General features: G+C 41.0%; 27 protein-coding genes and 1 riboswitch. Of the genes, 11 read left to right on the top strand and 16 right to left on the bottom strand.

Annotated elements, in window-relative coordinates:
* Positions 1-42: 42 nt before the first annotated feature.
* Positions 43-588: an oligoribonuclease gene (gene orn, locus PARC_RS02895; RefSeq protein ID WP_007585019.1), complete on the bottom strand. Its 546-nt coding sequence runs from the start codon at positions 586-588 to the stop codon at positions 43-45.
* Positions 589-709: 121 nt separating this feature from the next.
* Here orn and rsgA point away from each other — a divergent pair, with 121 nt between their 5' ends.
* Positions 710-1768, top strand: a complete 1059-nt coding sequence (rsgA, locus tag PARC_RS02890) for a small ribosomal subunit biogenesis GTPase RsgA (RefSeq protein ID WP_010554253.1) — start codon at positions 710-712, stop codon at positions 1766-1768.
* Between the two features lie 15 nt (positions 1769-1783).
* On the top strand, positions 1784-2650 hold the full coding sequence (gene asd / locus PARC_RS02885; protein WP_010554252.1) for an archaetidylserine decarboxylase: 867 nt from the start codon (positions 1784-1786) through the stop codon (positions 2648-2650).
* Between the two features lie 346 nt (positions 2651-2996).
* On the opposite strand, the gene PARC_RS02880 is transcribed toward asd, so the two are convergent.
* The 9 genes from PARC_RS02880 to PARC_RS02840 all read right to left on the bottom strand — a co-directional run bounded on the left by PARC_RS02880 (position 2997) and on the right by PARC_RS02840 (position 11938).
* Positions 2997-3980, bottom strand: coding sequence for an IS110 family RNA-guided transposase (locus PARC_RS02880; RefSeq protein WP_096058047.1), 984 nt, complete (start codon positions 3978-3980; stop codon positions 2997-2999).
* A gap of 270 nt (positions 3981-4250) precedes the next feature.
* The gene (locus tag PARC_RS02875; protein ID WP_010555274.1) at positions 4251-5000 is read right to left on the bottom strand and encodes a HesA/MoeB/ThiF family protein; all 750 of its coding nucleotides are present in this window, start codon (positions 4998-5000) and stop codon (positions 4251-4253) included.
* Between the two features lie 35 nt (positions 5001-5035).
* Positions 5036-6571, bottom strand: a complete 1536-nt coding sequence (gene thiE / locus PARC_RS02870; RefSeq protein ID WP_010555273.1) for a thiamine phosphate synthase — start codon at positions 6569-6571, stop codon at positions 5036-5038.
* A gap of 10 nt (positions 6572-6581) precedes the next feature.
* Positions 6582-7373, bottom strand: coding sequence for a thiazole synthase (locus PARC_RS02865; protein WP_010555272.1), 792 nt, complete (start codon positions 7371-7373; stop codon positions 6582-6584).
* Between the two features lie 5 nt (positions 7374-7378).
* A complete protein-coding gene (thiS, locus tag PARC_RS02860; RefSeq protein ID WP_002960781.1) occupies positions 7379-7573 on the bottom strand; it encodes a sulfur carrier protein ThiS in 195 nt (64 codons plus the stop codon).
* 7 nt (positions 7574-7580) lie between these two features.
* The gene (locus tag PARC_RS02855) at positions 7581-8591 is read right to left on the bottom strand and encodes an FAD-dependent oxidoreductase (RefSeq protein ID WP_010555271.1); all 1011 of its coding nucleotides are present in this window, start codon (positions 8589-8591) and stop codon (positions 7581-7583) included.
* A 105-nt stretch (positions 8592-8696) separates the two neighbouring features.
* Positions 8697-10649: a phosphomethylpyrimidine synthase ThiC gene (gene thiC / locus PARC_RS02850; protein ID WP_010555270.1), complete on the bottom strand. Its 1953-nt coding sequence runs from the start codon at positions 10647-10649 to the stop codon at positions 8697-8699.
* A 143-nt stretch (positions 10650-10792) separates the two neighbouring features.
* A riboswitch (TPP riboswitch) is annotated at positions 10793-10907 on the bottom strand.
* A gap of 107 nt (positions 10908-11014) precedes the next feature.
* On the bottom strand, positions 11015-11413 hold the full coding sequence (locus PARC_RS02845; RefSeq protein WP_010555269.1) for an META domain-containing protein: 399 nt from the start codon (positions 11411-11413) through the stop codon (positions 11015-11017).
* Positions 11414-11539: 126 nt separating this feature from the next.
* Positions 11540-11938, bottom strand: coding sequence for an acyl-CoA thioesterase (locus tag PARC_RS02840; RefSeq protein ID WP_010555268.1), 399 nt, complete (start codon positions 11936-11938; stop codon positions 11540-11542).
* Between the two features lie 84 nt (positions 11939-12022).
* Here PARC_RS02840 and PARC_RS02835 point away from each other — a divergent pair, with 84 nt between their 5' ends.
* A complete protein-coding gene (locus tag PARC_RS02835; protein ID WP_010555267.1) occupies positions 12023-14140 on the top strand; it encodes a TonB-dependent receptor in 2118 nt (705 codons plus the stop codon).
* A 688-nt stretch (positions 14141-14828) separates the two neighbouring features.
* Here PARC_RS02835 and epmA read toward each other — a convergent pair.
* Positions 14829-15803, bottom strand: a complete 975-nt coding sequence (gene epmA / locus PARC_RS02825) for an elongation factor P--(R)-beta-lysine ligase (protein WP_010555266.1) — start codon at positions 15801-15803, stop codon at positions 14829-14831.
* A 56-nt stretch (positions 15804-15859) separates the two neighbouring features.
* Positions 15860-16426 carry an elongation factor P gene (efp, locus tag PARC_RS02820; RefSeq protein ID WP_010555265.1) on the bottom strand — a complete coding sequence of 189 codons (567 nt, stop codon included), beginning with the start codon at positions 16424-16426 and terminating at the stop codon, positions 15860-15862.
* Positions 16427-16467: 41 nt separating this feature from the next.
* On the opposite strand from efp, the gene epmB reads away from it, so the two are divergent.
* On the top strand, positions 16468-17481 hold the full coding sequence (epmB, locus tag PARC_RS02815) for an EF-P beta-lysylation protein EpmB (protein ID WP_033012831.1): 1014 nt from the start codon (positions 16468-16470) through the stop codon (positions 17479-17481).
* On the opposite strand, the gene PARC_RS02810 is transcribed toward epmB, so the two are convergent.
* Positions 17478-17687, bottom strand: a complete 210-nt coding sequence (locus tag PARC_RS02810; RefSeq protein ID WP_002960797.1) for a hypothetical protein — start codon at positions 17685-17687, stop codon at positions 17478-17480. The genes epmB and PARC_RS02810 overlap by 4 nt on opposite strands.
* 71 nt (positions 17688-17758) lie before the next feature.
* Here PARC_RS02810 and PARC_RS02805 point away from each other — a divergent pair, with 71 nt between their 5' ends.
* The gene (locus PARC_RS02805; protein ID WP_007585044.1) at positions 17759-18049 is read left to right on the top strand and encodes a hypothetical protein; all 291 of its coding nucleotides are present in this window, start codon (positions 17759-17761) and stop codon (positions 18047-18049) included.
* Between the two features lie 47 nt (positions 18050-18096).
* Here the strand turns inward: PARC_RS02805 and PARC_RS02800 are convergent, their stop codons facing one another.
* Positions 18097-18588: a DUF3016 domain-containing protein gene (locus PARC_RS02800; protein ID WP_010555263.1), complete on the bottom strand. Its 492-nt coding sequence runs from the start codon at positions 18586-18588 to the stop codon at positions 18097-18099.
* Positions 18589-18867: 279 nt separating this feature from the next.
* Here PARC_RS02800 and galE point away from each other — a divergent pair, with 279 nt between their 5' ends.
* Positions 18868-19884 carry a UDP-glucose 4-epimerase GalE gene (gene galE, locus PARC_RS02795; protein ID WP_007585049.1) on the top strand — a complete coding sequence of 339 codons (1017 nt, stop codon included), beginning with the start codon at positions 18868-18870 and terminating at the stop codon, positions 19882-19884.
* 176 nt (positions 19885-20060) lie between these two features.
* Here galE and PARC_RS02790 read toward each other — a convergent pair whose 3' ends face one another.
* A complete protein-coding gene (locus tag PARC_RS02790) occupies positions 20061-20741 on the bottom strand; it encodes a Fe2+-dependent dioxygenase (protein ID WP_007585050.1) in 681 nt (226 codons plus the stop codon).
* Positions 20742-20818: 77 nt separating this feature from the next.
* Positions 20819-22999 carry a TonB-dependent receptor gene (locus PARC_RS02785; protein WP_010555262.1) on the bottom strand — a complete coding sequence of 727 codons (2181 nt, stop codon included), beginning with the start codon at positions 22997-22999 and terminating at the stop codon, positions 20819-20821.
* A 217-nt stretch (positions 23000-23216) separates the two neighbouring features.
* Here PARC_RS02785 and PARC_RS02780 point away from each other — a divergent pair, with 217 nt between their 5' ends.
* From PARC_RS02780 to PARC_RS02760, 5 genes are read left to right on the top strand one after another with little or no spacing between them, the layout of a single operon-like run.
* Positions 23217-23990, top strand: a complete 774-nt coding sequence (locus PARC_RS02780) for a DUF3450 family protein (RefSeq protein WP_010555261.1) — start codon at positions 23217-23219, stop codon at positions 23988-23990.
* Entirely contained in the window at positions 23990-25315 is a 1326-nt protein-coding gene (locus PARC_RS02775; RefSeq protein ID WP_010555260.1) for a MotA/TolQ/ExbB proton channel family protein, read from the top strand. Before PARC_RS02780 ends, PARC_RS02775 begins: the two co-directional genes overlap by 1 nt.
* On the top strand, positions 25308-25688 hold the full coding sequence (locus tag PARC_RS02770) for a MotA/TolQ/ExbB proton channel family protein (protein ID WP_002960812.1): 381 nt from the start codon (positions 25308-25310) through the stop codon (positions 25686-25688). Before PARC_RS02775 ends, PARC_RS02770 begins: the two co-directional genes overlap by 8 nt.
* A gap of 4 nt (positions 25689-25692) precedes the next feature.
* A complete protein-coding gene (locus PARC_RS02765; RefSeq protein WP_010555259.1) occupies positions 25693-26097 on the top strand; it encodes an ExbD/TolR family protein in 405 nt (134 codons plus the stop codon).
* Between the two features lies 1 nt (position 26098).
* The gene (locus PARC_RS02760) at positions 26099-26755 is read left to right on the top strand and encodes an energy transducer TonB (RefSeq protein ID WP_010555258.1); all 657 of its coding nucleotides are present in this window, start codon (positions 26099-26101) and stop codon (positions 26753-26755) included.
* The last annotated feature ends 13 nt before the right edge of the window (positions 26756-26768 follow it).

Below are 26768 nucleotides of genomic sequence, written 5' to 3'. Positions count from 1 at the left end.
GGGCAGGATTCTACAATAATACAGTCTGTTTGCAAGTGTTTTTTACAAATTAAAGAAATTTTCTCTATAGACTTTTAATTCCATAATCGAATCTTTAATGTCATCCAAAGCAAGGTGTGAGCCTTTTTTGTTCACTTTTGCAAGCACTTCTGGTTTCCAGCGACGTGCTAATTCTTTAATAGTACTCACATCAAGATTTCTGTAATGAAAGAAGTCTTCAAGCTCGCGCATATATTTATTCATAAAGCGGCGGTCTTGACCAATTGAATTACCACACATTGGCGAAGTGCCTGCTGGTACCCACTGCTTTAAAAACGCTAAAGTTTGCTCTACAGCATAGGCCTCATCAAAGGTACTTGCTTTGCAGCGTGCTGTTAAACCCGACTTACCATGTTGAGTAGTACACCACTCGTCCATGCCATTTAGTAATTCATCACTTTGATGAATAGCTATAGTTGGCCCTTCGGCTAATATATTCAGGTCTGCGTCAGTGACAACCGTCGCAATTTCGAGTATTTTATCGGTCTCTGGTTCGAGCCCTGTCATTTCAAGATCGAGCCAAATTAAATTTGATTTATTAATAGTCATAATTACCTAAGCGGTGCTTTCCTTTAGATCCAACGCATTTCGATATATCATATTAGCATCAACCGTCGAGCTAAAGCTTTTTTTAGGAAAAGCGACATTTAACTAAGGTTATAGGCCTCCAGTGGCAAAACAAAAAAAATTAAGTAAAGGCCAATCGCGTCAGATCAAGGCCAATCACCAAAAGCGCATTAATAGCGCAGACTCAAGACCAGCTAAAAAAGGGGCGCAAGAATGGCAAACCGATAACTTAGGTCAGGTCGAGAGCGCAATTGTGATCAGTCGTTTTGGCCAACACGCCGATGTCGAAACTGAAAATGGCGATGTACTTCGCTGTAATATACGCCGTACTGTGTCTAATTTAGTATGTGGTGATGAAGTATTATTTCGCCGTGCCAAAGTAAGTGAGGGTGATTTAGCCGGTGTAATTGAAGCCACGCAAGAGCGTCGTTCGCAACTTACCCGCCCAGACTTTTACGACGGCGTAAAAGTTATTGCAGCTAACATTGACCAAATACTCATGGTATCGGCGGTATTACCCGAATTTACACCCAGTATTATCGACCGTTATTTAATAGCCTGTGAAGATATGGGCATTGAGCCAATTTTAGTGCTCAATAAAACCGATTTAATTGACGAAGCAGGCCTTAACGAAATACAAAAAGTTCTCGATATCTATCGTAAACTTGATTACCAAGTACTCCTTGTTAGTAATATATCAGGCGATGGTATCGATAAATTAAAAGAAGTACTTGTTGATAAAAATAATATTTTTGTTGGCCAAAGTGGTGTGGGTAAATCAACCCTCGTTAATACTGTATTGCCTAACGCTGAAATATTAACTAAAGAAGTATCTGAAAACAGCGGCTTAGGCCAGCACACAACAACTGTTTCGCGACTTCACCATTTACCAAGTGGCGGTAACCTAATCGACTCGCCAGGTATTCGTGAGTTTGGTTTATGGCATTTAGATGTTGAGCGTGTAACGTGGTGCTTTAAAGAGTTTAGAGAATTTATAGGCGGGTGCCGCTTTAGAGACTGTAAACATTTAAACGATCCGGGTTGCATCGTTAAAGAAGCAGTAGCCGATGGAAGAATTTCTCAATTGCGCTTTGACAGCTACCACCGAATTTTAGAAACAATGGCCGATGGCCGTGCAGGCGCCCGTGCGCCTCGCGTATAATTTAGGAAAAATACTGTGAGTTTAGACAAATTTAAAATCGCAATGCAGTACGCAATGCCAAAACATTTTATTTCACGCGTAGTCGGCAAATTAGCTGCTGCAAAAGCGGGTGCTTTAACCACTACTTTAATTAAACTATTTATTAAGCAATATAAAGTAGATATGAGCGAAGCCCAATACCCAGATCCGGCTCATTATAAAAGCTTTAATGAATTTTTTACTCGCCCTCTAAAAGAAGGCATGCGCCCAATGGTAGAAGATAGCAATATCATCATTCATCCAGTGGATGGCGCAATCAGCCAGCTAGGCGATATTGTTGACGGACAGCTAATACAAGCTAAAGGCCACGATTACAGCTTACAAGCGCTACTAGGCGGCTCACAAGATGATACAACACCATTTTTAGGCGGTAAGTTTGCAACGATTTATTTAGCACCTAAAGATTACCACCGTATTCATATGCCAGTTGATGGCACACTAAGCAAAATGATTTATGTGCCAGGTGATTTATTTTCAGTAAACCCACTTACAGCGCAAAACGTGCCTAACTTGTTTGCACGTAACGAACGGGTAGTCGCAATTTTTGAAACTGAGATTGGTCCGCTTGCTATGGTACTTGTTGGTGCAACAATTGTAGCCAGCATAGAAACTATTTGGGCAGGTACTGTCACGCCACCAGCAGGTAGCGATGTATTTAGTTGGAAATATCCAACCACTGGCGATAACGCTATCACGCTTAAAAAGGGTGAAGAGATGGGTCGCTTTAAATTAGGCTCTACTGTGGTACTAGCATGGGGTGCTGATAAAGCTGAAATACTGGATGACCAACTACCAGAAGTGGTTACTCGCTTAGGTACTGCGTTTGCAAAAATTAACGATTAAAATAAATCGTTAATTCGAAATTAAAAAAACCGCGTTTAATTAACGCGGTTTTTTATTTTTGAAGGGGTAAAGCCTGCACACGCGTAAAGCGCCGCTTTTAATATTTATAACTGATAACTATTAATTGGCTTCTCTAAAGCGAAGCGCCCTCTAAACCTCTTTGTGAATAAATCACTTAAAATCTTATTGCACTAAGAGAAGCAAAAGAGATGTAAATGAGAAGACATCTGGCATAGAAATTACGAGCTTTTCTCGTCACGCCAGCAAGCTGTGCGTATACAAGCTTGGTGTAAGAGTTTTGATGTACTGTAGATACCATCTCTCATTTTAAGCTTCAAGGTCGTATTTAACTTTCTTGGAGCTTAAACGCTTCCTGGTTTTTTATTACACCAAAACATATATGAATTAGCTTTCGCATATTTGCACACACAGCTTGCATCGGTGTTTTACCATTGTTTATTAACGTTAACTTGTGTCTCTTTATTGTTTTATTCCATTGCCCTGCAACAATGGCCGCCATATAAAGTTTGCATCGAATTCTGGCTGGCCCAAGTTTACTGATTGATGTTCGCCCTTTTAATTTACCCGATTCATTATGCCGTGGGATTAATCCACAATAAGCTGCCGCTTCTTTGGCTTTATTAAATTTTTTAGCCGCAAACAAATACGTCAGCTCTCTCGATAATACGGGCCCTATGCCAGGGATAGACTCAAGTAGTTTCCTGTTTCTTTTTAAATCAGGTTCATTATCTATGTGGTTATCAATGTCAGATTTAAGCTGTTTAATTTCATCATCTAAAAACGCGATTGTCACTTTTATCGATTGGCAAACACGCGCGGAAACGTTGCTGAATTCACTTGCTTCTAATCGGTTAGCTTCTCGTTGTCGGTTACTCTCAAGCGCATCTAAACGACGAATAAGGGCTTTAAGCTCTCTAATTTCTAACGCTTCAGGTTGCCAATAATTAACGACTGCGTGCTTAGCACAGCCATAATGAGCAAGCATCGTTGCATCAGATTTGTCTGTTTTGTGAATTATGTTTAAAGCGTCTGCATACTTTTTAGCTTTACCTGGGTTCGCTAAAATAATATTAAAGCCTTGCTCGTGTAAAAAATACATCAGCGCTTCATGATAAACACCCGTTGGTTCGAGGGTGATAACGAGCTCACTAGCAGCGCTTTTAGTTGTATTTAAAAGCCATTTTTCTATTGTTACAAAGTCTTGGCGCTTGTTTTTAAAGACTTTTGTTTTAATTTTATTTGTAAGCTGGTCTCTCAACCACGATAAATCAATCTTCTCTTTACTAATATCAATGCCGATAAACATCATCTCTACTTACTCCCCTTGTACATACAGCATCTACTTAAATAAAAGCGTGCTTGGATACCATTCAGTTTGTGAGAATAGAAAGTCAGGGCTTTATCTACGGCGCAGTATTAAATACTAGGCGTAAAGGCAAGCTCACTGACTTCGATGTGATAAATGATAGCTAATCATTTATCAATGAGAGATACAAGGCGTGAAGCTTGCTCACGCGAAAAGCGCAGCTTTTAATTTTTTAACGCCACATGTAATAACAGGCGCAAGCCCCTCAAAAACCTATTTACCACACTCTTTACACTCTGAATCTTTAATCACTTTAAAGTGCTGCTGCTTTAAAGTAAGCGCATCAAACGTTATAAATACACAGCCACTTAAATGACCTAATAATAAGTTAAGCGTAAGTTGCGCCTGCATAGAGCCTATTACACCCAGTAGCGGGCTAATCACTCCTGCGTTACTGCAATTGATAACTGGTGTAGCTTCGCTTTGTGGAAAAACACAGCCATAACATGGGCTATCACTTTGCCTAAAATCAAAGCCCATTAACTGCCCTTTAGTTGCGAGTGCAGCACCAGAAATTAACGGTGTTTTATTAGCAATACAATAACGATTAACGCAATACCGAGTGCTAAAGTTATCAGAGCAATCAAGTACGATGTCAGCACCTTTTAGCATGTTAACTGCATTATTCTCATCTAACTTTTGGCAATGCGTTACTATGTCTATTTGATTATTCAGGCTCGCTAATACTTTACCCGCTGCAGCGACCTTGTTTTGCCCTAAGTGGTTTATTTTATAAAGCACTTGGCGCTGTAAGTTTGAAAGCTCAACTTCGTCATCGTCAATTAAAATAAGCGTTCCAATGCCCGCCGCAGCTAAATACAAAAGTGCTGGGCTACCTAAACCACCAGCCCCCACTACTGCAACCGTTGAGGATTTAAGTGCTAACTGCCCTTCAAGCCCAACTTCTTCAAGCAACAAATGGCGGCTATAACGAAGGGTTTCTTTTTCGCTTAGCTCATTCACGTTTACCAGCCTTGTTAGTATTGCCCTTGTTAATATTAATGTGCACTGCTTATGGCCACTTGCAGAGCACTTATAGCCTCTACGTAATTATCAGCCTCGGTAATCGCACGCACTACGGCAACACTGCCTACGCCGGTTTTCGCTACCTGCTCAGCACGGCTTAAATCAATACCGCCTATTGCTACCGTTGGATAGCTTTGCATAAGCGGTACAAATTTAATCAGCTTTTCAAGGCCTTGTATTTGCCCTGTCATGTCTTTTGTGGTGGTTGGGTAAATAGCACCAAATGCCATATAACTAGGGCGATAATTATGCGCACGTAGCATTTCATAAAAACCATGAGTAGAAAGCCCAAGCCTTAATCCAGCGTCTTTAATTGCCGCTAAATTAGCAATCTCTAAATCCTCTTGCCCTAAATGCACGCCATATGCACCGTGCTTAATAGCTAACTGCCAGTAGTCGTTTATAAATACCTGTGCGTTGTATTGCTTGCCCAGCTCAACAGCTTGCTTAATGAGCTCATCCAGCTCATCTTGCGTTTTATTTTTAACGCGTAACTGCGCTGTTTTAATGCCTTGTTGTAAGCACTTTTCTAACCAATCGGTGCTATTTACAACCGCATATAAGCCCAGCGATTTACTTTCACAAGGTGCAAAATCTGCCGCCATATTAAAATCAAGCGGCACATCAAAATCTAGTTCATCGCCCAGCCAGCTACCTGGCTCAATTACTTGTGGGTAGTCAGCTAAATTAGTGGGAAACGAGGTCTGAGCAACCGGTCCAATCCCCTCGCCGTAGCGTACTGACTGTTTTAGCCCTTGGTTTATATATGCCTTAGCTAAAATAAAGGCATCTTTTAATGGGTAGTCTTTAGCTAAACACGCAGCAATTACCGAAGCCATGCTACACCCGGTGCCGTGGTTATGCGGTGTTTGTATTTTTTGATTGCCTAACCAATATTCTTCACCACTTTGCGTATTACTATCAATACAATAATCAATGCAGTAGCCACTTGGGTAATCCCAATGTCCGCCTTTAATAACAACGGCTTTTGCGCCCCAGCTTAATAGCTTATTAGCCGCTTCTTTTATTGCAGCCGGGCCAATTAAATACACACCGGTTAATAACTGTGTTTCGTGTGTATTTGGAGTTATTACATCCACCAGCGGCAGTAAACATTCTTTTATTGCGCTTACCGTGTCTTCTTCTGTTAGTAAGTCACCGCTTGAGGCAATAGCGACAGGGTCATATACAATAACGGGAGGCACAGGCCATTTAGCTTTATAATGACTTATATGTTCGCTGATCAACTGAATTTGCTGCACATTGGCTAACATGCCAATTTTTATCACTTTGGCTTTCATGTCTTTTTCAAGCGCTAGTAACTGCGATTCAATAATATCGGTAGACACTGCATTAATAGCCTCTACGCCTAAACTATTTTGTGCAGTAAGCGCCGTAATTGCCGTGCAGCCATGTACACCAAAACTTTGCATTGCTTTTATATCAGCTTGAATACCGGCACCGCCGCCAGAATCAGAACCGGCAATTGTCCATACTACGTTATTCATATTCTTTCCTTCACTGCTGATGCCAAAATGGCATACCCATTGTTGGGGTTGATGGGGCTGCAACGTCTTTTTCCGGCATCGCTTTTGCTTTGTATGCAAAGCGCCCCGCTTCAACTGCGGCTTTAAATGCGCGGCTCATAGTAATTGGGCAACCCGCCCCTGCAATGGCTGAATTTAATAATACCGCATCATACCCCATTTCGAGTGCTTGGCAGGCATGCGATGGCAAACCTAAACCGGCATCTACTATTAATGTGGTATCGGGTAAGCGCTCTCGAATAGTTTTTAAATTATAGCTATTTAACAATCCCTTACCGGTGCCTATTGGTGCCCCCCATGGCATAAGTACCTCACACCCAAGTTCATTTAAGCGCTGGCAAAGTACTAAGTCATCGGTGCAATAAGGCAATACTTTAAAGCCATCATTAATTAATATTTTTGTGGCTTCAAGTAGCGCAAAAGGGTCTGGCTGTAAATTGTAATCATCGCCAATCAGCTCTAGCTTAATCCAGTCGGTGGCAAATACCTCTCGGCACATTTTTGCAAGCGTTATAGCTTCTTTAACGCTGTGGCACCCTGCGGTATTAGGGAGTATTTTTAAACCTGTATTTTTTATTAACTGCCAAAAGTCATCACCCGCTGCTGCACTTTGTTGGCGCCTAAGCGACACGGTTACAATTTCAGCGCCAGAGGCGACTATCGATTGGGTCATAATGTCGGGCGACGGATAAAGTGCAGAGCCTATTAATAAACGACTCTTTATTTGCTCTCCATAAATAGTTAAACAGTCTTTAGTTTGCATGAGCTTTATCCGCCTTGAATGGGTGACAGCAACTCAACACTGTCGCCTTCATTAAGTACATAGTTACTGTGCCGACTTTGTGGAATAAATTCGCCATTAACAGCCACAGCAAAAGGCGCGACTGCACCAAAACTTTGAAGTACCTCAACGAGTGCTTTGCTATTAACATTAAGTAGCTCGCCATTAATTGTAATATTCATTCTACTCTCACTCTATTCGTGAAACTGCTTGCGCCACTAATGCCGGCGCCAACATATAACCATGTCGATACAAACCGTTAATGCTAATTACATTACCAACTTGTGATACTTCTGGGCGGTTATTGCTAAATGCAGGGCGTAATCCGGTTTGAATACTAAGTAGTCGTGCTTCGGCAAACCCGCTGTGTACGGTATAAGCTGCTGAAAGTAACTCAAGAGTTGAGCGCACTGTTGCGGCGCCGCTGTCTTGCGATTCTATTTCTGTCGCACCAATTACATATTCACTGTTAGGTTTAGGCGCTATATAAATTGGATAACGCGGGTGCATTAAACGCACGGGCCTGATTAAACTTACCTCTGGTGCGTATAACCTTGCTACTTCGCCGCGCACACCTCTAAGCGGTTTATCATCTTGAGTATTTTTAGCACCAAGCCCACGGCAATCAATAATGTAATCGAACGGTCGATTATTTATCTTATTGTCGCTAATGGTTACGCGCTGGTTAAATACAAACTTTACTTTGCGTTTGTTGAGCTGTGCAAAGCTGGCTTTATAAAATGCTTGGTTATCAATTTGCCCCTCGCAGGGTAAAAATAAGCCTTGATTAAAGCGCCCTGCAAGTTCAGGTTCAAGCATTGTAATTTGTTGAGCATTTATATGCTCGGCAGTGTGCTCAGCTAGCGGTTTTATACGTTGTGCAAAGCTTTGTAAATCGCCTTTGTCCTGCTGGTGCGCAATGACCAAAGTGCCTTGCTGCTGAAAAAAAACCTCACTTTCAAGTTCAGCAATAATACCCGGCCAGCGCTTCATTGAATCAAGACCCATTAATGCTAAGTCAGCCTCGCACAATACCGACTCAGCAAGCGGGGCAATCATTGCTGCTGCCACTTTACCGGCGCTATTTTGAGTATGTTCGTCGTCGGCTTCAAACACAGTAACATGGTGCAACTTACTTAGCTCAAGGGCAGCTAAGCGCCCTGCTAAACCAAAACCCACCACAGCAATGTTATAAAACATAAAACCTCCAAAAGCAGTTATTAGTAGGTGCGAATTCACTCGCACTTCTTAATATTTAAAGAAGCGAGGTATAAAACCTCACCTACATCTGCATCTAAATTCTTGCTATACCGCTTTGTGGTAAATTTCTGAGCCTGTTTGCTTAAACTGGGCAGATTTAGCTTTCATTTCGGCTTCTACATCAATCATTTTGATTTCAATAGCCTCGCCAGCGTCATTTGGATCAATACCGCGTGTCTCTAAATCTTTAGCGTAATCGCGTACTTCTTGGCTAATTTTCATAGAACAAAATTTAGGTCCACACATGGAGCAAAAGTGAGCCACTTTACCTGATTCTTGCGGAAGGGTCTCGTCGTGGTACTCGCGAGCTCGATCTGGATCTAAACCAATATTAAATTGGTCATGCCATCTAAATTCAAAGCGCGCTTTTGATAAGGCGTTATCGCGCTCTTGCGCACCAGGGTGCCCTTTTGCTAAATCGGCAGCATGTGCTGCAATTTTGTAGGTGATTAAGCCTTCTTTAACATCTTCTTTATTTGGCAGACCTAAATGCTCTTTAGGTGTTACATAGCAAAGCATTGCACAGCCGTACCATGCTATTTGAGCAGCACCAATGCCTGAAGTGATATGATCGTACCCTGGTGCAATATCGGTCGTTAGTGGACCTAATGTATAAAATGGCGCTTCGCCGCAATGCTCTAATTGCTCGTCCATATTGGCTTTAATCATGTGCATTGGCACATGTCCAGGACCTTCAATAAATACCTGTACATCGTGTTTCCACGCAATTTTAGTCAGTTCACCTAATGTGCGCAGCTCACTAAACTGTGCTTCATCGTTGGCATCAGCAATAGAGCCTGGGCGAAGTCCATCACCAAGTGAAAAACACACATCGTATTGTTTTAAAATTTCGCAAATATCTTCAAAGTGCGTGTATAAAAAGTTTTCTTTATGATGCGCTAAACACCACTTAGCCATAATTGAGCCACCGCGCGACACAATACCGGTTACACGTTTAGCGGTCATTGGTACGTAACGAAGCAGTACACCGGCATGAATAGTAAAGTAATCAACACCCTGCTCGGCTTGTTCAATAAGCGTATCGCGGAAAATCTCCCACGTTAAATCCTCAGCCACACCATTTACTTTTTCAAGCGCTTGATAAATCGGTACTGTGCCAATAGGTACAGGCGAGTTACGTACAACCCATTCACGCGTTTCGTGAATGTAACGACCCGTTGATAAGTCCATCACGGTGTCTGCGCCCCAGCGGGTAGACCACACCATTTTTTCTACTTCTTCTTCAATCGATGAGCTGACCGATGAGTTACCAATGTTGGCGTTAACTTTAACTAAAAAGTTACGCCCTACAATCATAGGTTCTGTTTCTGGATGGTTTATATTATTTGGTAAAATAGCGCGACCACGGGCTATTTCATCGCGTACAAATTCTGGGGTAATAAATTCAGGAATACTCGCGCCAAACGACTCGCCTTTATGCTGCGCTGCTAATAATTCTTTACGAATTTCTGCACGTCCCATATTTTCGCGAACGGCTACGTATTCCATTTCAGGAGTAATAATCCCTTGGCGTGCGTAGTGCATTTGCGTTACGTTTTTACCAGCGACACCACGGCGAATTTTTGGAAGGTGATCAAAGCGAATATGATCCAGCCCTTCATCTGCCATGCGTTGCTGCGAAAATTGCGACGTAACTGACTCTAAAACTTCTGTGTCGCCACGGCTTTCAATCCATTGTTCACGAAATTTTGGTAAGCCTTTGCGTACATCAAGTTCAAAATTAGGATCGGTATACGGGCCCGACGTATCGTAAACACGTAGCGGATCGTTTGACTCATAAACAGGGTTTTCATCTGTACCGCCAATAAACGTATCACTTAATGTGATTTCACGCATACCAACGCGCACGCCAGGTTGAGTGCCTTCAACGTATACTTTATGAGAATTTGGGAACGGTTGACCCGTTAAGTTATAAATATATTCAGACGCGGCAGCACGAGTTTCTCGGCGTGACGCTTTATTTGTAGTATTTGACATGACTTGCCTCATTGCTTAAGGGTTGTCTTGTCAGATATTCCGAGGAATAGAGAAAGATCGTAAAGTAGCGTACATGCTACTTTGCAGCCTAAAATAAACAAAATCACTTTATTGTGCGCATAAAAAAAGACGCACAAGCGTCCCATTTTAGGCAGCTTGTTCCCTACGCAGGTATTAACCTGATCAGGTTCACGGATCCCGCTTTCGCGATCTCAGCCAAAAACTAATTACTTAGCTTTGGCACTCCGACAAGTATTGATATATAAATTCTGTTCGTTAATTTGAAGGTGTTATCCATCAAATCTGCGCTGAGTGTACGTCAGTTAAAAACTGCCCGCAAGGGGCTGTTTTTCAAAAACTTAAAATTATTTAGGGATAAACACAAATGTTTGCTCGCCTTGCATGACTAATTGCTGGTCTTGCATTTTAAGCTCTGCACCTTGCTTTAAGGCTTGTAATAACTGCTGCTCAAACTCATCAAGGTCTTCGCCGCACGACTTGCGCGTCATTCCTAATTTACTTACGGTAAGGTTACTTTCTTCAAGCGAGCCTTCACCAAAAAATTTGTTACAGCCAGCAAAACCGTTTACTTGCAGTGCTTCAATAAAGCTCATTGATGCATTAAACGAAGGTGGAATTGCTAAACCATCAACACGTGATAATTGCCATTGGGTGTATTTAAGCTGCTCACTGGTAACCGTCCCTGTTGATGCGCAACCAACACATAAACCGACTATAAGCATCGGTATTGCTGCTAATTTCATGCTACTACTAACTAATTGTCTAATTAATGTAATTGTAACAATATTTATGCCCTTTATCCGTTAAAAATGCATGTTTTAAATGTAAATTTTTGTTCTATGATAGTTCGAAATTTATGCGATTAAGTACTAAGTTGTAGTTTTAAATACGTTATCTATTTGCTCAGGTAAAAACGGTCTACCTTTTTCATTAACAGACGTTCCTATAACCAGTGCATTGAGCATTACTTTTTCATCGCTTTTACGTATAACCGTTTGCTTAAACGCAAATTTTAAACGACTAATACGCTGCGGCTCCACAGCCACATAAAATTCATCACCTGGTAATAGTGAATGTTTATAGTCCATTTCGCTGCGCATCACGACTAGGTTAATTTTATCTTTCGCTAATTGAGCAAAATCAATACCGTGTGCGTACAAGAATTCATGGCGAGCATGCTCTAAATAATTAAAATAAACACTGTTATTTACGATACCTTGTAAGTCACATTCGTAATCACGTACTTTGAAGTCAACTTTAAAGGTCATATTAGTAATCCTGATTATTTAACGTATAATTGCCGCGTTTATAGCACATGTGTTTAAATAATTGCTACCATACGAGTCCCTAAAATGGAGTTAAGTAACCCAATGAACTTACGTTTGTCTTTAATTACTGCCGCACTTTTACCGCTGCTTGGTGCACCAATTGCAGCTAACGCTGATGATAGCGACCTAGAAAGAATTGTTGTAACCGGCGATTTTCAGCGCGAAAGCATTCAAACTTTAAGCGCGAGTGCGAGCTTATTCAGCGAAGATGAAATTAATCAACGTGGTGCAAGTTACTTAGACGAAATGTTAGGCAGTGCCGCCAATGTAAATTTTGCATCTGGTGCGTCGCGTGGTCGTTACATCCAAATTCGTGGCGTGGGACTTCGCTCACAATTTGTAGACCCTATTAATCCATCTGTAGGCTTAGTCATTGATGGTATTAACTATTCTGGTCTTGGTGGCAGCTCATTATTATTTGATATAGACCAAGTAGAAATTTATCGTGGCCCACAAGGTACACGCTTTGGCGCAGACGGTATGGCCGGTATGATCCAAATGGGTTCAGCTAAAGCCACGAGCGATCCAAGTTTAAAATTACAAGTAGGTGCTGGCACATACAACACCCGCGAAGCAGGCATTGCAGCAAGCACAGGCTTAACAGATGACACTAGCGCACGCGTTAGCTACTTTCGCAGAAAGTCAGACGGTTACGTAGATAACTTGTACTTAAATGACGAAACACAAAATCAAGACGAACAAGTAGCCCGCTTTAAAATAAACAGCCAGCTTACAAAGCATTTAAATACTGAGTTAAACCTTCACTATATTGACATAAACAATGGTTACGATGCGTTTACGCTTGATAACAGCCGCAATAGTGTTGCCGATGAACCAGGGCAAGATAATCAAGAAAGCTACGCTATAGGTGTCAAGAATACTTACACGGGTTTTGACGCTTTTGATGTAAATCTAAACCTATCTGCTATTGATACCGAATTACTTTACAGCTTTGACGAAGACTGGGTATGTAACGATACAAGTGAGCCAAAGTTATGTGCTGCAGGCTTACACCCTGATGGATACAGCTCAACCGATCTTTACAGCCGCGATCGCGACGATCAGTCTGTAGATTTACAGTTTAATTCTAAAACGGGTAACTGGGTTGCGGGTATTTATTACCAAAACCGTGACGTTGATTTAGAGCGCCAATACACATGGTTAGCAAGCCCGTTTTCTTCAACTTACGAAACGAGTAACGTTGCAGTATATGGTCAAGTAGCGACTCCAATTGGCCCTAAAACAACATTAATTACAGGTTTACGTGTAGAGCAATATCAAGGCGACTACACCGATAGCAATGGCTTTATACAAGACACCGACGACGTAATGGTTGGCGGTAAAATTGCTTTAGAATATCAAGTAATTGATCGTACCATGATCTACACCAGCATAACCCGTGGCTACAAAGCCGGCGGTATTAACTCAGAAGCACTAGCAAAAGCTAAAGATGAGGGCTTAAACCTAAGCGCTGATTTTTTCCAGCAACACACCAGTTTCGACCCTGAATATTTATGGAGTGGCGAATTTGGTGTTAAAGGCTCATCGCTTGATGACAAATTTACGCTTCGCTTAGCTGCATTTTACATGCACCGCGACGATATTCAGTTAAAAGCATGGCAAGTAGAAGGTCAGCAATTTACCGGTTATGTTGATAACGCAAGTTCTGGTAGCAACTACGGATTAGAAGTTGAAGGTAGTTACCAACTAACTGATAATCTATTTTTAACGGGTAGTGCTGGTTACTTAAACACTGAAATAGATGACTTTGTAACGCAGTCTGGCTTAAACCAAGACGGTCGTGAGCAAGCACAGTCACCTAAATACCAGTATGCGTTTACTGCTCGCTATAACTTTACAAGTGAGCTTTACGGTATGATTGGTGTTGAAGGTAAGGACGACTACTACTTCTCTGATAGCCACAACTCACAAGCACCAAGCAGCAACTTAGTTAATTTAAGCTTTGGCTACGAAGCAGACATGTGGGCAGTTCGCGCATGGGCTCGTAACGTGTTTGACGAAACAGTACCTACTCGTGGTTTTGAATTTGGTAACGATCCACAAGATGGTTACGCAACGCATACCTATACACAATTAGGTGAGCCTCGCGTAGCAGGTGTCACGTTTACGCTTAATCTGTAAGGCACAGCCGTTGGCTTTCAAATGAAAGCTACAGCAAGCAAATAAAAACACCGCGTTTAAATTAAACGCGGTGTTTTTATTTGTAGGTGAGGTTTTATACCTCGCTTTTTATAAAGTTAAATTACACGAGCGCGAAATAAATTCGCACCTACAAATATTCTACCTACGCCTACAAGCCAAGCATTACGCTCTTTGCATATCAGACATAAATAATAATAAAATGTGTTGTGGACGTAGAGCTTGCTCACGTGAGAAGCGAAGCTTCTTATTACTTTAAACTAACCAAATAAAAAGCCCTTAAAGCTTCGCTTTAACGCGTCAGCAAGCTGCACGCCTACAGGTCAAGCATCACGCTCTTTGCATATCAAATAAGTAACAATAAAACATGTGGTAGACGTAGAGCTTGCTCACGTGAGAAGCGCAGCTTCTAATTACTTTAAACTAACCAAATAAAAAGAGCTTAAAGCTTCGCTTTAACGCGTCAGCAAGCTGCACGCCTACAGGTCAAGCATCACGCTCTTTGCATATCAAATAAGTAACAATAAAACATGTGGTAGACGTAGAGCTTGCTCACGTGAGAAGCGCAGCTTCTAATTACTTTAAACTAAGCATAAACGACATATAATCGAACAACTTTTTAAAGCTTCACTTTAACGCGCCAGCAAGCTGCACGCCTACAGGTCAAGCATTACGCTCTTTGCACATCAAAAGCTATTACGTCTTTAATTTTCTCTTTATTTGTTGCGAGCATTACCAACCTATCAATCCCCAAAGCCACCCCTGCGCACCGTGGTAATCCATGCTCCAATGCTGCAATCAAGCGCGTATCCATTGGCACTTGCTTTAAACCGTTGTTAGCGCGGTATGTGTTATCTTCATTAAAACGTTTAGCTTGCTCACTGGCATTTGTTAGTTCGTTAAAGCCGTTAGCCAATTCCATATTTTTGTAATAAAGCTCAAAGCGCCCAGCTACGCGTGCATCATGTTCACAAATTTGTGCAAGTGCCGCTTGAGAAGCTGGAAAATGATAAACAAAACATGGCTTATCTTGTCCTATTGTTGGCTCTACTTTCATACAAAATAATAATTGCAGTAAGGTATCTTTATGCGTTTCATTTTGGGCTATATCAGCAAACCCCTGCTTACACGCTAGTTGCTTTAATTGCTCAATGCTTGCTGTTAACGGATCGAGGCCGAGTGCTTTTTCAAACGCTTGCTGATAGGTAAGTCTAGTTGCAGGCTCGACACCTAAAACAAGCTGCATTAGCTCATCCATTTCATCCATAAGTGCAAATTCATCAAAGCCTGGGCGATACCATTCCAGCATAGTAAATTCAGGATTATGATGGCTACCCGCTTCTTCATTTCTAAATGCTTTACAAAGCTGAAAAATAGCGCCTGAGCCTGCTGCTAACAAGCGTTTCATGGCAAACTCTGGAGATGTTTGTAAAAATAGAGGAAGCCCACCAGCATGCCCTGGACCTACAAATTTTGTATTAAAACTAGCTAAGTGCACATCGGTTACACTAGCAGCACTTAAGCTTGGCGTTTCTACTTCTAAAACATCACGTACATAAAAAAACTCACGGATGCGACGTAATATCGCTGCGCGTTGTTTTAGTGTTTCAATGCTTGCGCTTGGGGCCCAAAGATCTGCTGACATATTTTCTCCAAAAAAAATCCCAGCGTAAGCTGGGATTTTATAAACAATGTTAAAGCTTACTTAACACGGCTTACATATTCACCGTTACGAGTGTCTACTTTAATTACTTCGCCAATTTGTACGAATAATGGAACTCGTACCACAGCGCCTGTGCTAAGCGTTGCTGGTTTACCACCAGTACCCGCTGTATCGCCTTTAAGGCCAGGATCAGTTTCAGTGATCTCAAGCTCAACAAAGTTAGGTGGTGTAACAGCAATAGGGCTGCCGTTCCATAATGTAATTGTGCATAAATCATTTTCAACTAACCATTTTACTGAATCGCCTAGTGCTTTTTCGTCAGCAGCAATTTGCTCAAATGTTTCGTTGTTCATGAAATGCCAAAATTCGCCGTCTGTGTATAGATACGCTAAATCAGTATCCATTACATCAGCACCTTCAACTGATTCACCCGATTTAAAGGTTTTTTCAAGCACCTTACCAGAGATAAGTTTACGGATACGAACACGGTTAAACGCCTGACCTTTACCAGGTTTTACCATTTCATTTTCTAAGATACTGCAAGGCTCGCCGTCCATCATAATTTTTAGGCCGCCCTTGAACTCGTTGGTGCTATAATTCGCCATCGTTTCCTCTATTTATATTTTTTCGAGTAATCTACATGCCAATGATACAAAGAAATGAAGCAAATTTGCATAAAAACTGGCAAAAAGAATTAGCAAATGTAGTTACCTGCCCAAAAGCCTTGCTTGAAATGGTCGGTTTATCGAGCCAAGTCCATGAAAACGACCTAAAAGCCCGTAGTTTATTTCCGGTACGCGTGCCTATCCCTTTTATAAAAAAAATACGCAAAGGCGATCCAAACGATCCTCTTTTGCTACAAGTTATGCCACGCCATCAAGAATTTTTGACTAAATCGGGTTTTAATAAAGATCCCCTACTTGAGCAAGATAACGACCAACCAGGCGTTTTACATAAGTATAAATCACGTGTTTTAGTGATGTTTAAAACCGGTTGTGCTGTAAATTGTCGTTACTGCTTTAGAAGGCATTTTCCGTATCAAGAAAATCAGCTCAATAAAAAAAGTCTGCTAGAAACACTGAGCTACATAAAATCAGATAGCAATATAAACGAAGTGATTTTAAGTGGTGGCGATCCACTGATGGCCAAAGACGATGCAATAAGCTGGTTTTTGGATGAGCTTGAGCAATTACCACAAATAAAACGAATGCGAATTCATAGCCGTTTGCCAGTAGTTATACCGGCGCGAGTTACCGATGAGTTATGTGAGAGATTAGCAAAGTCGTCATTAAAAATTATTTTTATTAATCACATAAACCACGCAAACGAAATAGACGCTGATTTTAAAGCTGCCATGCAAAAGCTTAAACAAGCAAACGTAACGCTTCTAAACCAAGCTGTAATTTTAAAAGATGTGAACGATACGGTTGATGCGCAAATAAATTTAAGCGAAGCGTTATTTGACGCAGACGTATTGCCGTATTATTTGTATTTGCTAGATAAAGTTGAAGGGGCGAGCCACTTTGATATTAATGAAGCGCAAGCAATTGAAATAATGGCAGAGCTATTAAAAGCTCTGCCTGGATTTTTAGTGCCTAAATTAGTAAGAGAAATCGGTGGTCAAAAAAGCAAAACACCTATCGATCTTAAGCTAATTTAAACATATATATTTACGTTGTTACCCAATGATGCTGTTACCGATTTAGCCGGTGTTTGCGCACTTGACGATTGTGCAGCACCTTCAATAAGTGCAAGAGCCGCCGCGCCATCTGCTAACTGCTGCTTTTTAGATAAAGCAGCGCTGTAAAGCTCACTGCCTTGGCCTGAGCCAGAAACAGCGGGTAAACTTGTGCCTGATATATTCATATAACAAACCTGACTTTTAAATGTAATCCAAGTATTATGTCGGCAATGCAGTGCAAAGCTTTAGGAAAACCATGGATTCTATTATTGAACAACTCAATGCCAACTTAAAAATTGTTTACCGTCAGGCACTTGATGCTGACAAAAAACTCGACGAGCTTCAACAGCAAGGTCACGGTAAGTTTAAAGCCTTATTTACTGCCGATTCAGGCTTTAGCTTTGAAGCTAAACGTTTTAAGCCTTACGTACTCGACGTAGCCGCTGATGTTGAAAGCTTATCTAACGATGGTTTTGAAGAAGAAAAACTGAAAACAACCGTCATTAAGTTACAACAAATACTCACGTTGTTAGCTACTTTTAAGTAAAGCTTAAAAATAAAAATGCCGCTATTTAGCGGCATTTTTATTTTCAGTTAATCTAAACTTGGTAATATTTGTTCACCAAACCACTCTGTTAATAAGCGCTTTTCGTAATAAAATGATTCGTCGCGGCCCATTTTAATTTTATCCATAAAGCCCATATCTTTAAGCTCCACATCAGTATCTTTACTTAGCACTGTACCGTCGTTATCGGTTAACGAATAATTTAACTTAATGCGTGGAAAATAAATTGGTTTTACTACACGAATTTCGTCCATACCACCATAACGCACATCACCTGCTAAATCTAAATCTGTAAACTCTACGTTTAATTTATAGTCTTTTGGCAATTGCTCGGCTAGTTTAGCCATATGCTTTTCGAAACTTGCTGCCACACTTTTGTGATATGAGCTCTTTGTTTGGTTTGACGCTCGCACATCACGATAATCATTAAAGTCATGCCATTTAACAACAGACTCACCAGCATGGGCAAGCGCAGGTAATGCGATACACATTGTTGTTGCTATTTTTTTAACTAAATTCATATCTTTCTCCAAAGAGGTAGACCAATCACAAAAGTGTAGATTGGAGTAAACCTAGCACTAGCTATTACTAGGCTCATTTTAGCACTTGTTTATTAACTATAACTTAATCTTACGTATAAAGTGTTACTTGTACTGAGTAAAATGTAATCAAAAGTACTTAATTTACCGTTATTAAAAAAAGATGTTATTTAAACTATAGAAATTACAGATAAAGCATGTAAATCACCTCTATTTATGGTGAAATTAACTCAATTGATAAAAGGTACCCACGGAGCTTTCATGACTATTTTAGTAACCGGTGGCGCTGGCTATATTGGCTCGCACACTGTTTTAGAACTTTTACAGCAAGGTAACGATGTTGTTGTTATTGATAATTTAAGTAACTCATCACAAGAATCACTTGCGCGCGTAAAGAATATTACAGGCAAAGAGGCCACTTTTTACCAAGGCGATATTCTCGATAAATTCTTTTTAGATTCAGTATTTGCAAAACACACGGTTGATAGTGTTATACATTTTGCGGGCTTAAAATCAGTAGGCGAGTCGGTAGCAAAGCCCATTGAGTACTATCAAAACAATGTACAAGGTACGCTTACGCTTGTTGATGCAATGCGCGATGCAGGTGTATTTAAATTAGTATTTAGCTCGTCAGCCACAGTATACGGCGACCCTGCAAGCTTACCAATTAAAGAAGACTTTCCTGTAGGCGGTACTACTAACCCGTACGGCACATCTAAGCTGATGGTTGAGATGATGCTACAAGATATCGCCAAATCAGATGAGCGCTTTGCGTTTGCTATTTTGCGTTACTTTAACCCAGTGGGTGCACATGAGTCGGGCTTAATTGGTGAAGATCCTAATGGTATTCCAAACAACCTTTTACCGTTTATCGCACAAGTAGCGGTAGGTAAATTAAAGCAACTCGCTGTATTTGGTGATGACTACGACACAGTTGATGGCACAGGTGTACGCGACTATATACACGTTGTAGATTTAGCTATTGGTCATTTAAAAGCGCTTGATAAAATTGCCAGCAGTACGGGTGCATTAGTTTATAACCTAGGTACTGGTAATGGTTACTCTGTACTACAAATGGTTAATGCATTTATTAAAGCAAGCGATCAGGCTGTACCTTATCAGGTTTCACCTCGCCGCCCGGGTGATATTGCAGCGTGTTATGCAGCGCCAGAAAAAGCACTTAATGAACTTGGCTGGGAAGCCGTGCGCGGTATTGATGAAATGATGCAAGATACATGGCGTTGGCAGTCAAATAACCCTAACGGTTATAAGGGTTAAGTAAAACAAGCTTTGCGCTTACAATAAGTGCGCGGCATCAAGCCGCGCATACCGAGTATTTTAAACACCGAATTCAATTTTATGGCTGCGTCGTAGGCGTAGAGCTTACTCACGCGAAAAGCGCAGCTTTTAATTACTTATATCTAATATCCAATATTTAATAACGAGTATCTTCGTTATGTCTGCGCCCACTGTCTTAGCAAGTTATGATAAACCCCTGTTAATTGAATAATCTCTGGGCTATCTTCTACTTTGCTGCGCAAACTTTGAATCGACATATCTAAATCAAAGAGTAAACCACGTTTTTCGTCGCTGTTTACCATGCTCTGTAACCAAAAGAATGAGGCTAATCTGCGCCCACTTGTTACTGGCATTACACGATGTAAACTCGTTGAAGGGTACAACACCATACTGCCTGCTGGCAGCTTTACGCTGTGTGAGCCATAAGTGTCTTCAATAACAAGTTCACCGCCCTCATAGTCTTCGGGGTCATTAATAAATAACGTCATTGATACATCTGTACGAATTTTTACTGGCGTACCCGGCACTTGTCTAATCGCATTATCTACATGCACACCAAACGATTGCCCACCTTGATAACAGTTAAAAAGCGGAGGAAAAATTTTTGCGGGGAGCGCTGCCGACATAAATAAATTACTACGCGCAAGTGCTGCCATAATAATGTCGCCAAGCTCTTGGCATTCAGGGCTATTTTCAGGTAGCTGTAAGTTATTTTTTGCTTTGGTTGATTGATGCCCTGCGGTAATACTGCCATCGGCCCACTGCGCTTTAAGCAAAACCTCATGACAATAAGCCACTTCTTCTTTCGTTAGTAGCTCTGGAATTTTAACTAGCATGTGCGCCCTCTCACATTTTCATCAAATAATTAAGGGCAGAGTTAACTCTGCCCTTTTATGCCGTACTTATTTTACTCTTAGAAAGAGTAGCTCGCTGTTAAGCTAAACTTACGACCATCACCTGGTACAAAGTGTCCACCACCTAACTGATCAACGTAATCTTTATCACCTAAGTTTTCACCATTAAACTGCAGGCTCAAATCTTTTGATATGTCATACGCAACCATCAGGTCAAAAATAGTATAACCTGGCGCACGAGAGCGTGTTGACGTAGTCCCGTTGTAACGCTCACCTACATATTGCGCACCTAAACCAAACGATAATTTATCCGACATATCGTACGTAGTCCAAACACTCGCGCTATTTTTAGGCGTACGTGCAAGCTCGTTACCAATTTGAGTTGCGTCGTCGCCTAATGCTTCAGTTACTTCGCTATCTTGGTAAGTGTATGAAGCAATTACAGTCCACTCTTTAGTAATTAGCCCAGTTGCTGAAAGCTCTAAACCTTGTACGCGCTGTTCACCACCGAGTATTTCATCACTTGAGCTATCTGCAAATGGGTCATCAGTACGGGCATTAGTTTTTTCAGTACGGAAAAGTGCAGCATTAGTTTGCAGGCGACCATCCATTAGGCTCCATTTAGTTCCTAATTCATAACTACGGCTTTCTTCTGCGTCTAAATCAGCTGCATTTGAACGCGTAGATACCGTTAAGCTTTCCGCTGATGGATTGAATGAATTACCTGCGCCTAAATATACACTGCCGTTCTCTGTAGGTTTATAAACTACAGCTGCATTCCAGCTAAATAAATCGTCACTTGTAGAAATTAAAGCGCTTGGATCATTGTAATCGTTGTGATAATCCGTAGTGAAGCTATCAAAGCGAATTCCACCTGTAACTTCCCATTGCTTGTTAAGCGTTACTGTATCAAATGCATAAATAGCTTGGTTTTTAGCTTTAGCCTCAATGCTTGTACCGTCACGGCCGTACACACCCGTAAATGCAATTGTTGCATCAGGGTTGTATAAGTCGTTGCGTATTCCATCTTCAATTAGGTTATCAGGCGTAGTTGCAACAAAGTTATGGCGTGTAAACGTTTCATTTGCAAGTTCAACACCCACTACAACATCGTGAGTAAAGCCAGCAAATTCATAGTTACCAATTAAATCAACTTGAAGTGCAGCAAGTGAATTTTCAGTATCACGTGTTTTTTCATCTGCAAAGGTAATGTCAGTGTCTGTTGTAACCGAGAAATAACGCGGTGCAGTTGTTACTGATTCACGTTTTACTTTACCTAAACGACCTTGCACACGTAACGTAGTATTTTGAGAAAAATCATACTCATAACGAGCTGTTGTTGAGTAGGCTTCAATATCTTCGTAATCACGATAAATATTACCGTAAAAGTTATCAAAATCGACTGGAGAAGGTGAGCGCGCGCTATCTGCAAGTTCAGCTACTGGCGTATCGCTGTAAACCCACGGAATGCCGTAATCTGGTAAATTATCTTGGCGTTGATACTCTAGGTTTAAATCAAAACGGCTGTTTGTACCAAGCCCTGTTGCAAATGCAAACGCAACAGCATTTGTTTCGTTTTCAATATGGTCACGACCTGCAACATCACCTTTATCAGTAAGAAGGTTTATACGTAGTGCGCTTGTATCGTTTACTTGAATGTTAGTATCAAAACGACCACGGTAATCGCTTTCTGTGCCTAAACGTAGCGAAACGTCGTTAAAGTTGTCTAACTTCGCCTTTTTACTTTCTAAATTAACACTACCACCTGTTGCGCCACGACCAGAAACAGCTGAACCTGGGCCTTTTGCAACTTCAACGGCTTCAATGTTGTAAATATCGCGTGTGTAACCTGCAACATCACGAATACCATCTACAAAAATATCATTTGTAGCACTAAAACCACGAATCGACATGCTGTCGCCAGTAGGTGAACCACCCTCACCTGCTGCTAAAGAAATACCTGAAACATTACGCAAAGCATCACGTAAGCTATCTACGTTTCTATCTTTCATTACCGCTTGGTTAATTACCGTTACAGTTTTAGCAGTATCAAGTAGCGGTTGAGTGTATTTATGCGACGTTGATTTTTCAACAACATAGCTAGACTCAGTTTTAGTTTCTGCTTTAGTTACCGATAGTTCTTGAACATCCTGTGCACTTGCCCAAGTTGAAAGCGTTGCCGTAACAACCGCTGCAATTGGCTTTATGTAGGCATTCCCTTTATTCGATGGCTTACTCATGGTTACTCCGTAGTTTTTATTAAGCACTTAACTATTGTTAATTTAAGGTACATATTTAATTTCGGCGAAATCCTACCACTCAAACAACGCAATGTAAACGATAACTGTTATCAATTGCATTGTTATGTAAATTCCTATATTGTATACACACTCAAAAATTAACAGTAATTACGTCCCTGTAATTGCTTGTCGTAACTTTCAGGATTGTTGTTAAGTAATGCGAAGCTTAATTAAACCAATTAGCGTAGTTATCGCGCTTTGTAGCACCATGGCAGTAAAGGCCGACACTGTTAGTGAGCTAGAACAACTCGTTAATAAATGGCTACAAATAGAAAATCAAAACACAGAATTAAATACTCATTGGCTTGAACAAAAAAGCAGTATGGAGCAAACCTTAACGCTTCTTAATGCCGAGCAGCAGCAACTTAGCGAGCTTAATCAGCGTAGAAAAAAAAGCACCAGTGAGCTTGCCCAAAAACGCGAACAGCTTGTTACTAAGCAATCAGAACTTGAAAATGAGCAACAGCAATTAAATGATCAACTAGCACGTATTTCTCAGCAATTACTTTCATTACAAGTGCAACTCCCCCCGCCACTTTTAAGTAGTTGGAAAAACACTGGTGATTTAAGCGACTCACAGCTCAGTACAACTGACAAATTACAAACAGCGCTAAAAATGCTGACTCTACTTAATGATTTTCAACAACGTATTTCAATTCACGAAATGGCTATTAAGCATCCTGACGGGCAAGAAGTGTGGGTAAAGCAGCTTTATTTAGGTGCAGCACAAGCATGGTTTGTAAGCGAAGACTTAAGTTACGTAGGTATTGGTTTTCCAAGTGACTTAGGTTGGCAGTGGGAATTTGACTCAAGCATTAATGCAGAACAAGTTGCACTGGGTATTGCTGTACAGCAAAAAAAGCGCGCTGCTGATTGGGTAACACTCCCAATATTAAGTTATGTAAATAAAAACCAGCAAGGGGCTAAATAATGGCTACTAACAGCATAATTAAAGTATTTAGCGCCACAGTTTTACTTTTAAGTGCAAACATTTCTTTTGCAGCTAGCAGTGATGATGCTAAACAAAGTATTTTAAGTGATATTAAAACAGCGCAACGTACTCTAAATAAAACTCAAAATAGTATTTCAAAAGAGCAAGCTACCCTTGCAAAGCAAATTTTTACCAAGCAGCAATCGCTCAGTAAATTACGCGAACAAGCCGCAGTTAATCGCCGCCTAGCTGACGAAAACACATTAAGCCTCGATCAGTTACAAACCCGATTAGACACTTGGCAACAGCAGCAGCAATACCAATTAAACTTACTTAGCCGTTTTGTACGCCAAAATACCAGCAATAGTGCGAGCAGTAACGAGTCGACTAATAACCAAAACGAGTTATTAAGCCGCGTTATATCGCAAATTAATAATCAAGAGCAGGCACTTTATCCACAGTTTAAAAAACAATCGGTTGTGCTAAGTAATGGCGAATTAAGCCAAGCTAATACCCTTCAAATCGGGCCTGTTGCATGGTTTAGTGCGCAAACACCTAAACTTATGGGTTTATTAAATTTAGATGATGAATCTAATGCATTAAAAGTAGCGTTAGTACAATCTACAAGTGACGACAACCCACTCGATAATACTTTAAAGCAAAACGGTGTAGGCTCAACATTACTTACTTTTGATCCTAGTTTAACGCACTTAGTGACTAGCCAAGCCCAACAAGAAAGTCCGCTTGAACACCTAGAGAAAGGCGGTTTATGGGCTATCCCTATTATTTTATTTGCCTGCTTTGCACTAACCATTGCGCTATTAAAAGCCGCGCAACTACTGCGTTTAAGTAAAATTAAAATGCACTCTCAAATGCAATTACAGCAATTTTTTAAAGCTGAAAATAGCAGTGAATTTGCAGGCATGCAGCAGCAGTTATTTAACTTAACGCTGCAAAGCGAAAAAGGCCAAGTACGAGACGATCAATTATTTAATCAGTTAATTCATGATAAGCATAAACTCGATAACTTTATTGGCGCTATTGCCGTTACGGCTGCAGTAGCCCCATTACTCGGGTTATTAGGCACTGTTAGCGGCATGATCGAAACATTTAAAATGATGACCTTGTTTGGCTCAGGTGACCCAGAAGTTGTATCGGGCGGTATCGCACAAGCACTTATAACAACCGAATTGGGTTTAGTCGTTGCCATCCCTGCATTGGTATTAAATGCATTGCTATCACGTAAAGCAAAAGCGTACTACAGCCAGCTCGAAGGCTTTGCATTACAGCTAAGTCAACTAGAAAAAGGAGAGACCAATGTTTGAAAAAATCGTTAGTAACCCTATTTGCTGGTGTATTCTTTTACTCGCTTTATTTGTATACCAGCTGATTTTTCATGACTTACTGCACCTTAAACAATACCAAGCGCAGCGTAAAGGTTACTGGCAAGAGGTAAGCTCTATTTTAACTGCAGCGCTTCCGCTACTTGGTTTATTAGGCACCATTGTTGGTTTGCTTGATACATTTAAAGTAATGGCGCTGGGCCATAACGAGTTAATGAGTGACGCCATTGGTGATGCATTACTAACAACTCAATTGGGCCTTGTGTGCGCTATTCCCGCGTGGTTAATGCAAGCGTATTTAGCGTATTCGCAGCGTAATCCTAAATTACATACGTTAAGTAAACAGTTAGGGTAACACTATGCAATCACGATTAAAGCACAAGCTAGAGCAAGAAGCGGGGCAACATATCGATATGTCGCCGCTACTTGATGTGGTATTTATATTGCTAATATTTTTTATTGTTACAACCGTATTTGTACGCGAAAGCGGTGTTGAGGTTGATAAACCACAAGCCGTATCGGCCAGCCGCCTTGAGCAGCAAGTTATATTTTTAGCAATAACCGACTCTCAACAAGTATTTTTTGATGGCAGCCAAATTGGTGTTGCTGGCGTGCGTAGTAGTGTCGAGCAAATGTTAAAACAGCAACAACGCCCTGTGGTTATTCAAGCTGATAAAACAGTACCTACTGAGTTACTTGTTCAAGTAATTGACGAAGCAAAGCTGGCAGGCGCGGCGCAAGTTAACTTAGCTACGAAGCAATAATATGCACACGATTGACTCGCCTCAAAAAACAAAAAACAATCGCCATCCACTTTTTGCATTTGGCCTTAGCCTCATTGTACTTAGTGCTGCATTACTGCTTTTATGGCTTGGACAACTTGCCGAACACCATATACAAGACAAAGTGGTTGTACGTGAGATTGCCATGGTGGCACTGCCACCTCCTCCTCCGCCATCAATATCGCAACAGCAAACAAGTGAGCCAATGCAAAGCTTAGCGGTAGAAGGTGCAGGCGCATCTATTCAAGCCGTAAAAATTAAGATCAACAGCAATTTAAGTATTGTAAAACCCGATACACCTAGCGTAAAAGTAAGCGCGCCACAATGGCAATCAATGAGTGTAAATTGGGATGCATTTAGCTTAAATCAACTCGATGGTCTCCCCACTTTGCTTACTCCCGTCAAGGCCGTTTTACCAAAAAGCTTAACCCGCCGAGGTGTTGATGTATTTACTGTAAAACTCGATGTATTTATTGATGAAAGTGGCAAGGTAAGTTTAATTGAGGTAGTACAAAACCCATACCCTGAACTTAAACCAGCTATCGACAAAATTATTAAACAAAGCCGCTTTAGTGCACCTAAAAAAGAAGGTGAAACCGTACGCGCTCGCTTTATTTGGCCAATCGAATTTAAACCTTAAGCCTATTAAAATG

It is taken from the genome of Pseudoalteromonas arctica A 37-1-2 (genome assembly GCF_000238395.3).
Classification (GTDB): Bacteria; Pseudomonadota; Gammaproteobacteria; order Enterobacterales; family Alteromonadaceae; genus Pseudoalteromonas; species Pseudoalteromonas arctica.
The sequence above is the reverse complement of the archived record's forward strand: the minus strand, read 5'-3'. Positions and strand labels throughout refer to the sequence as shown.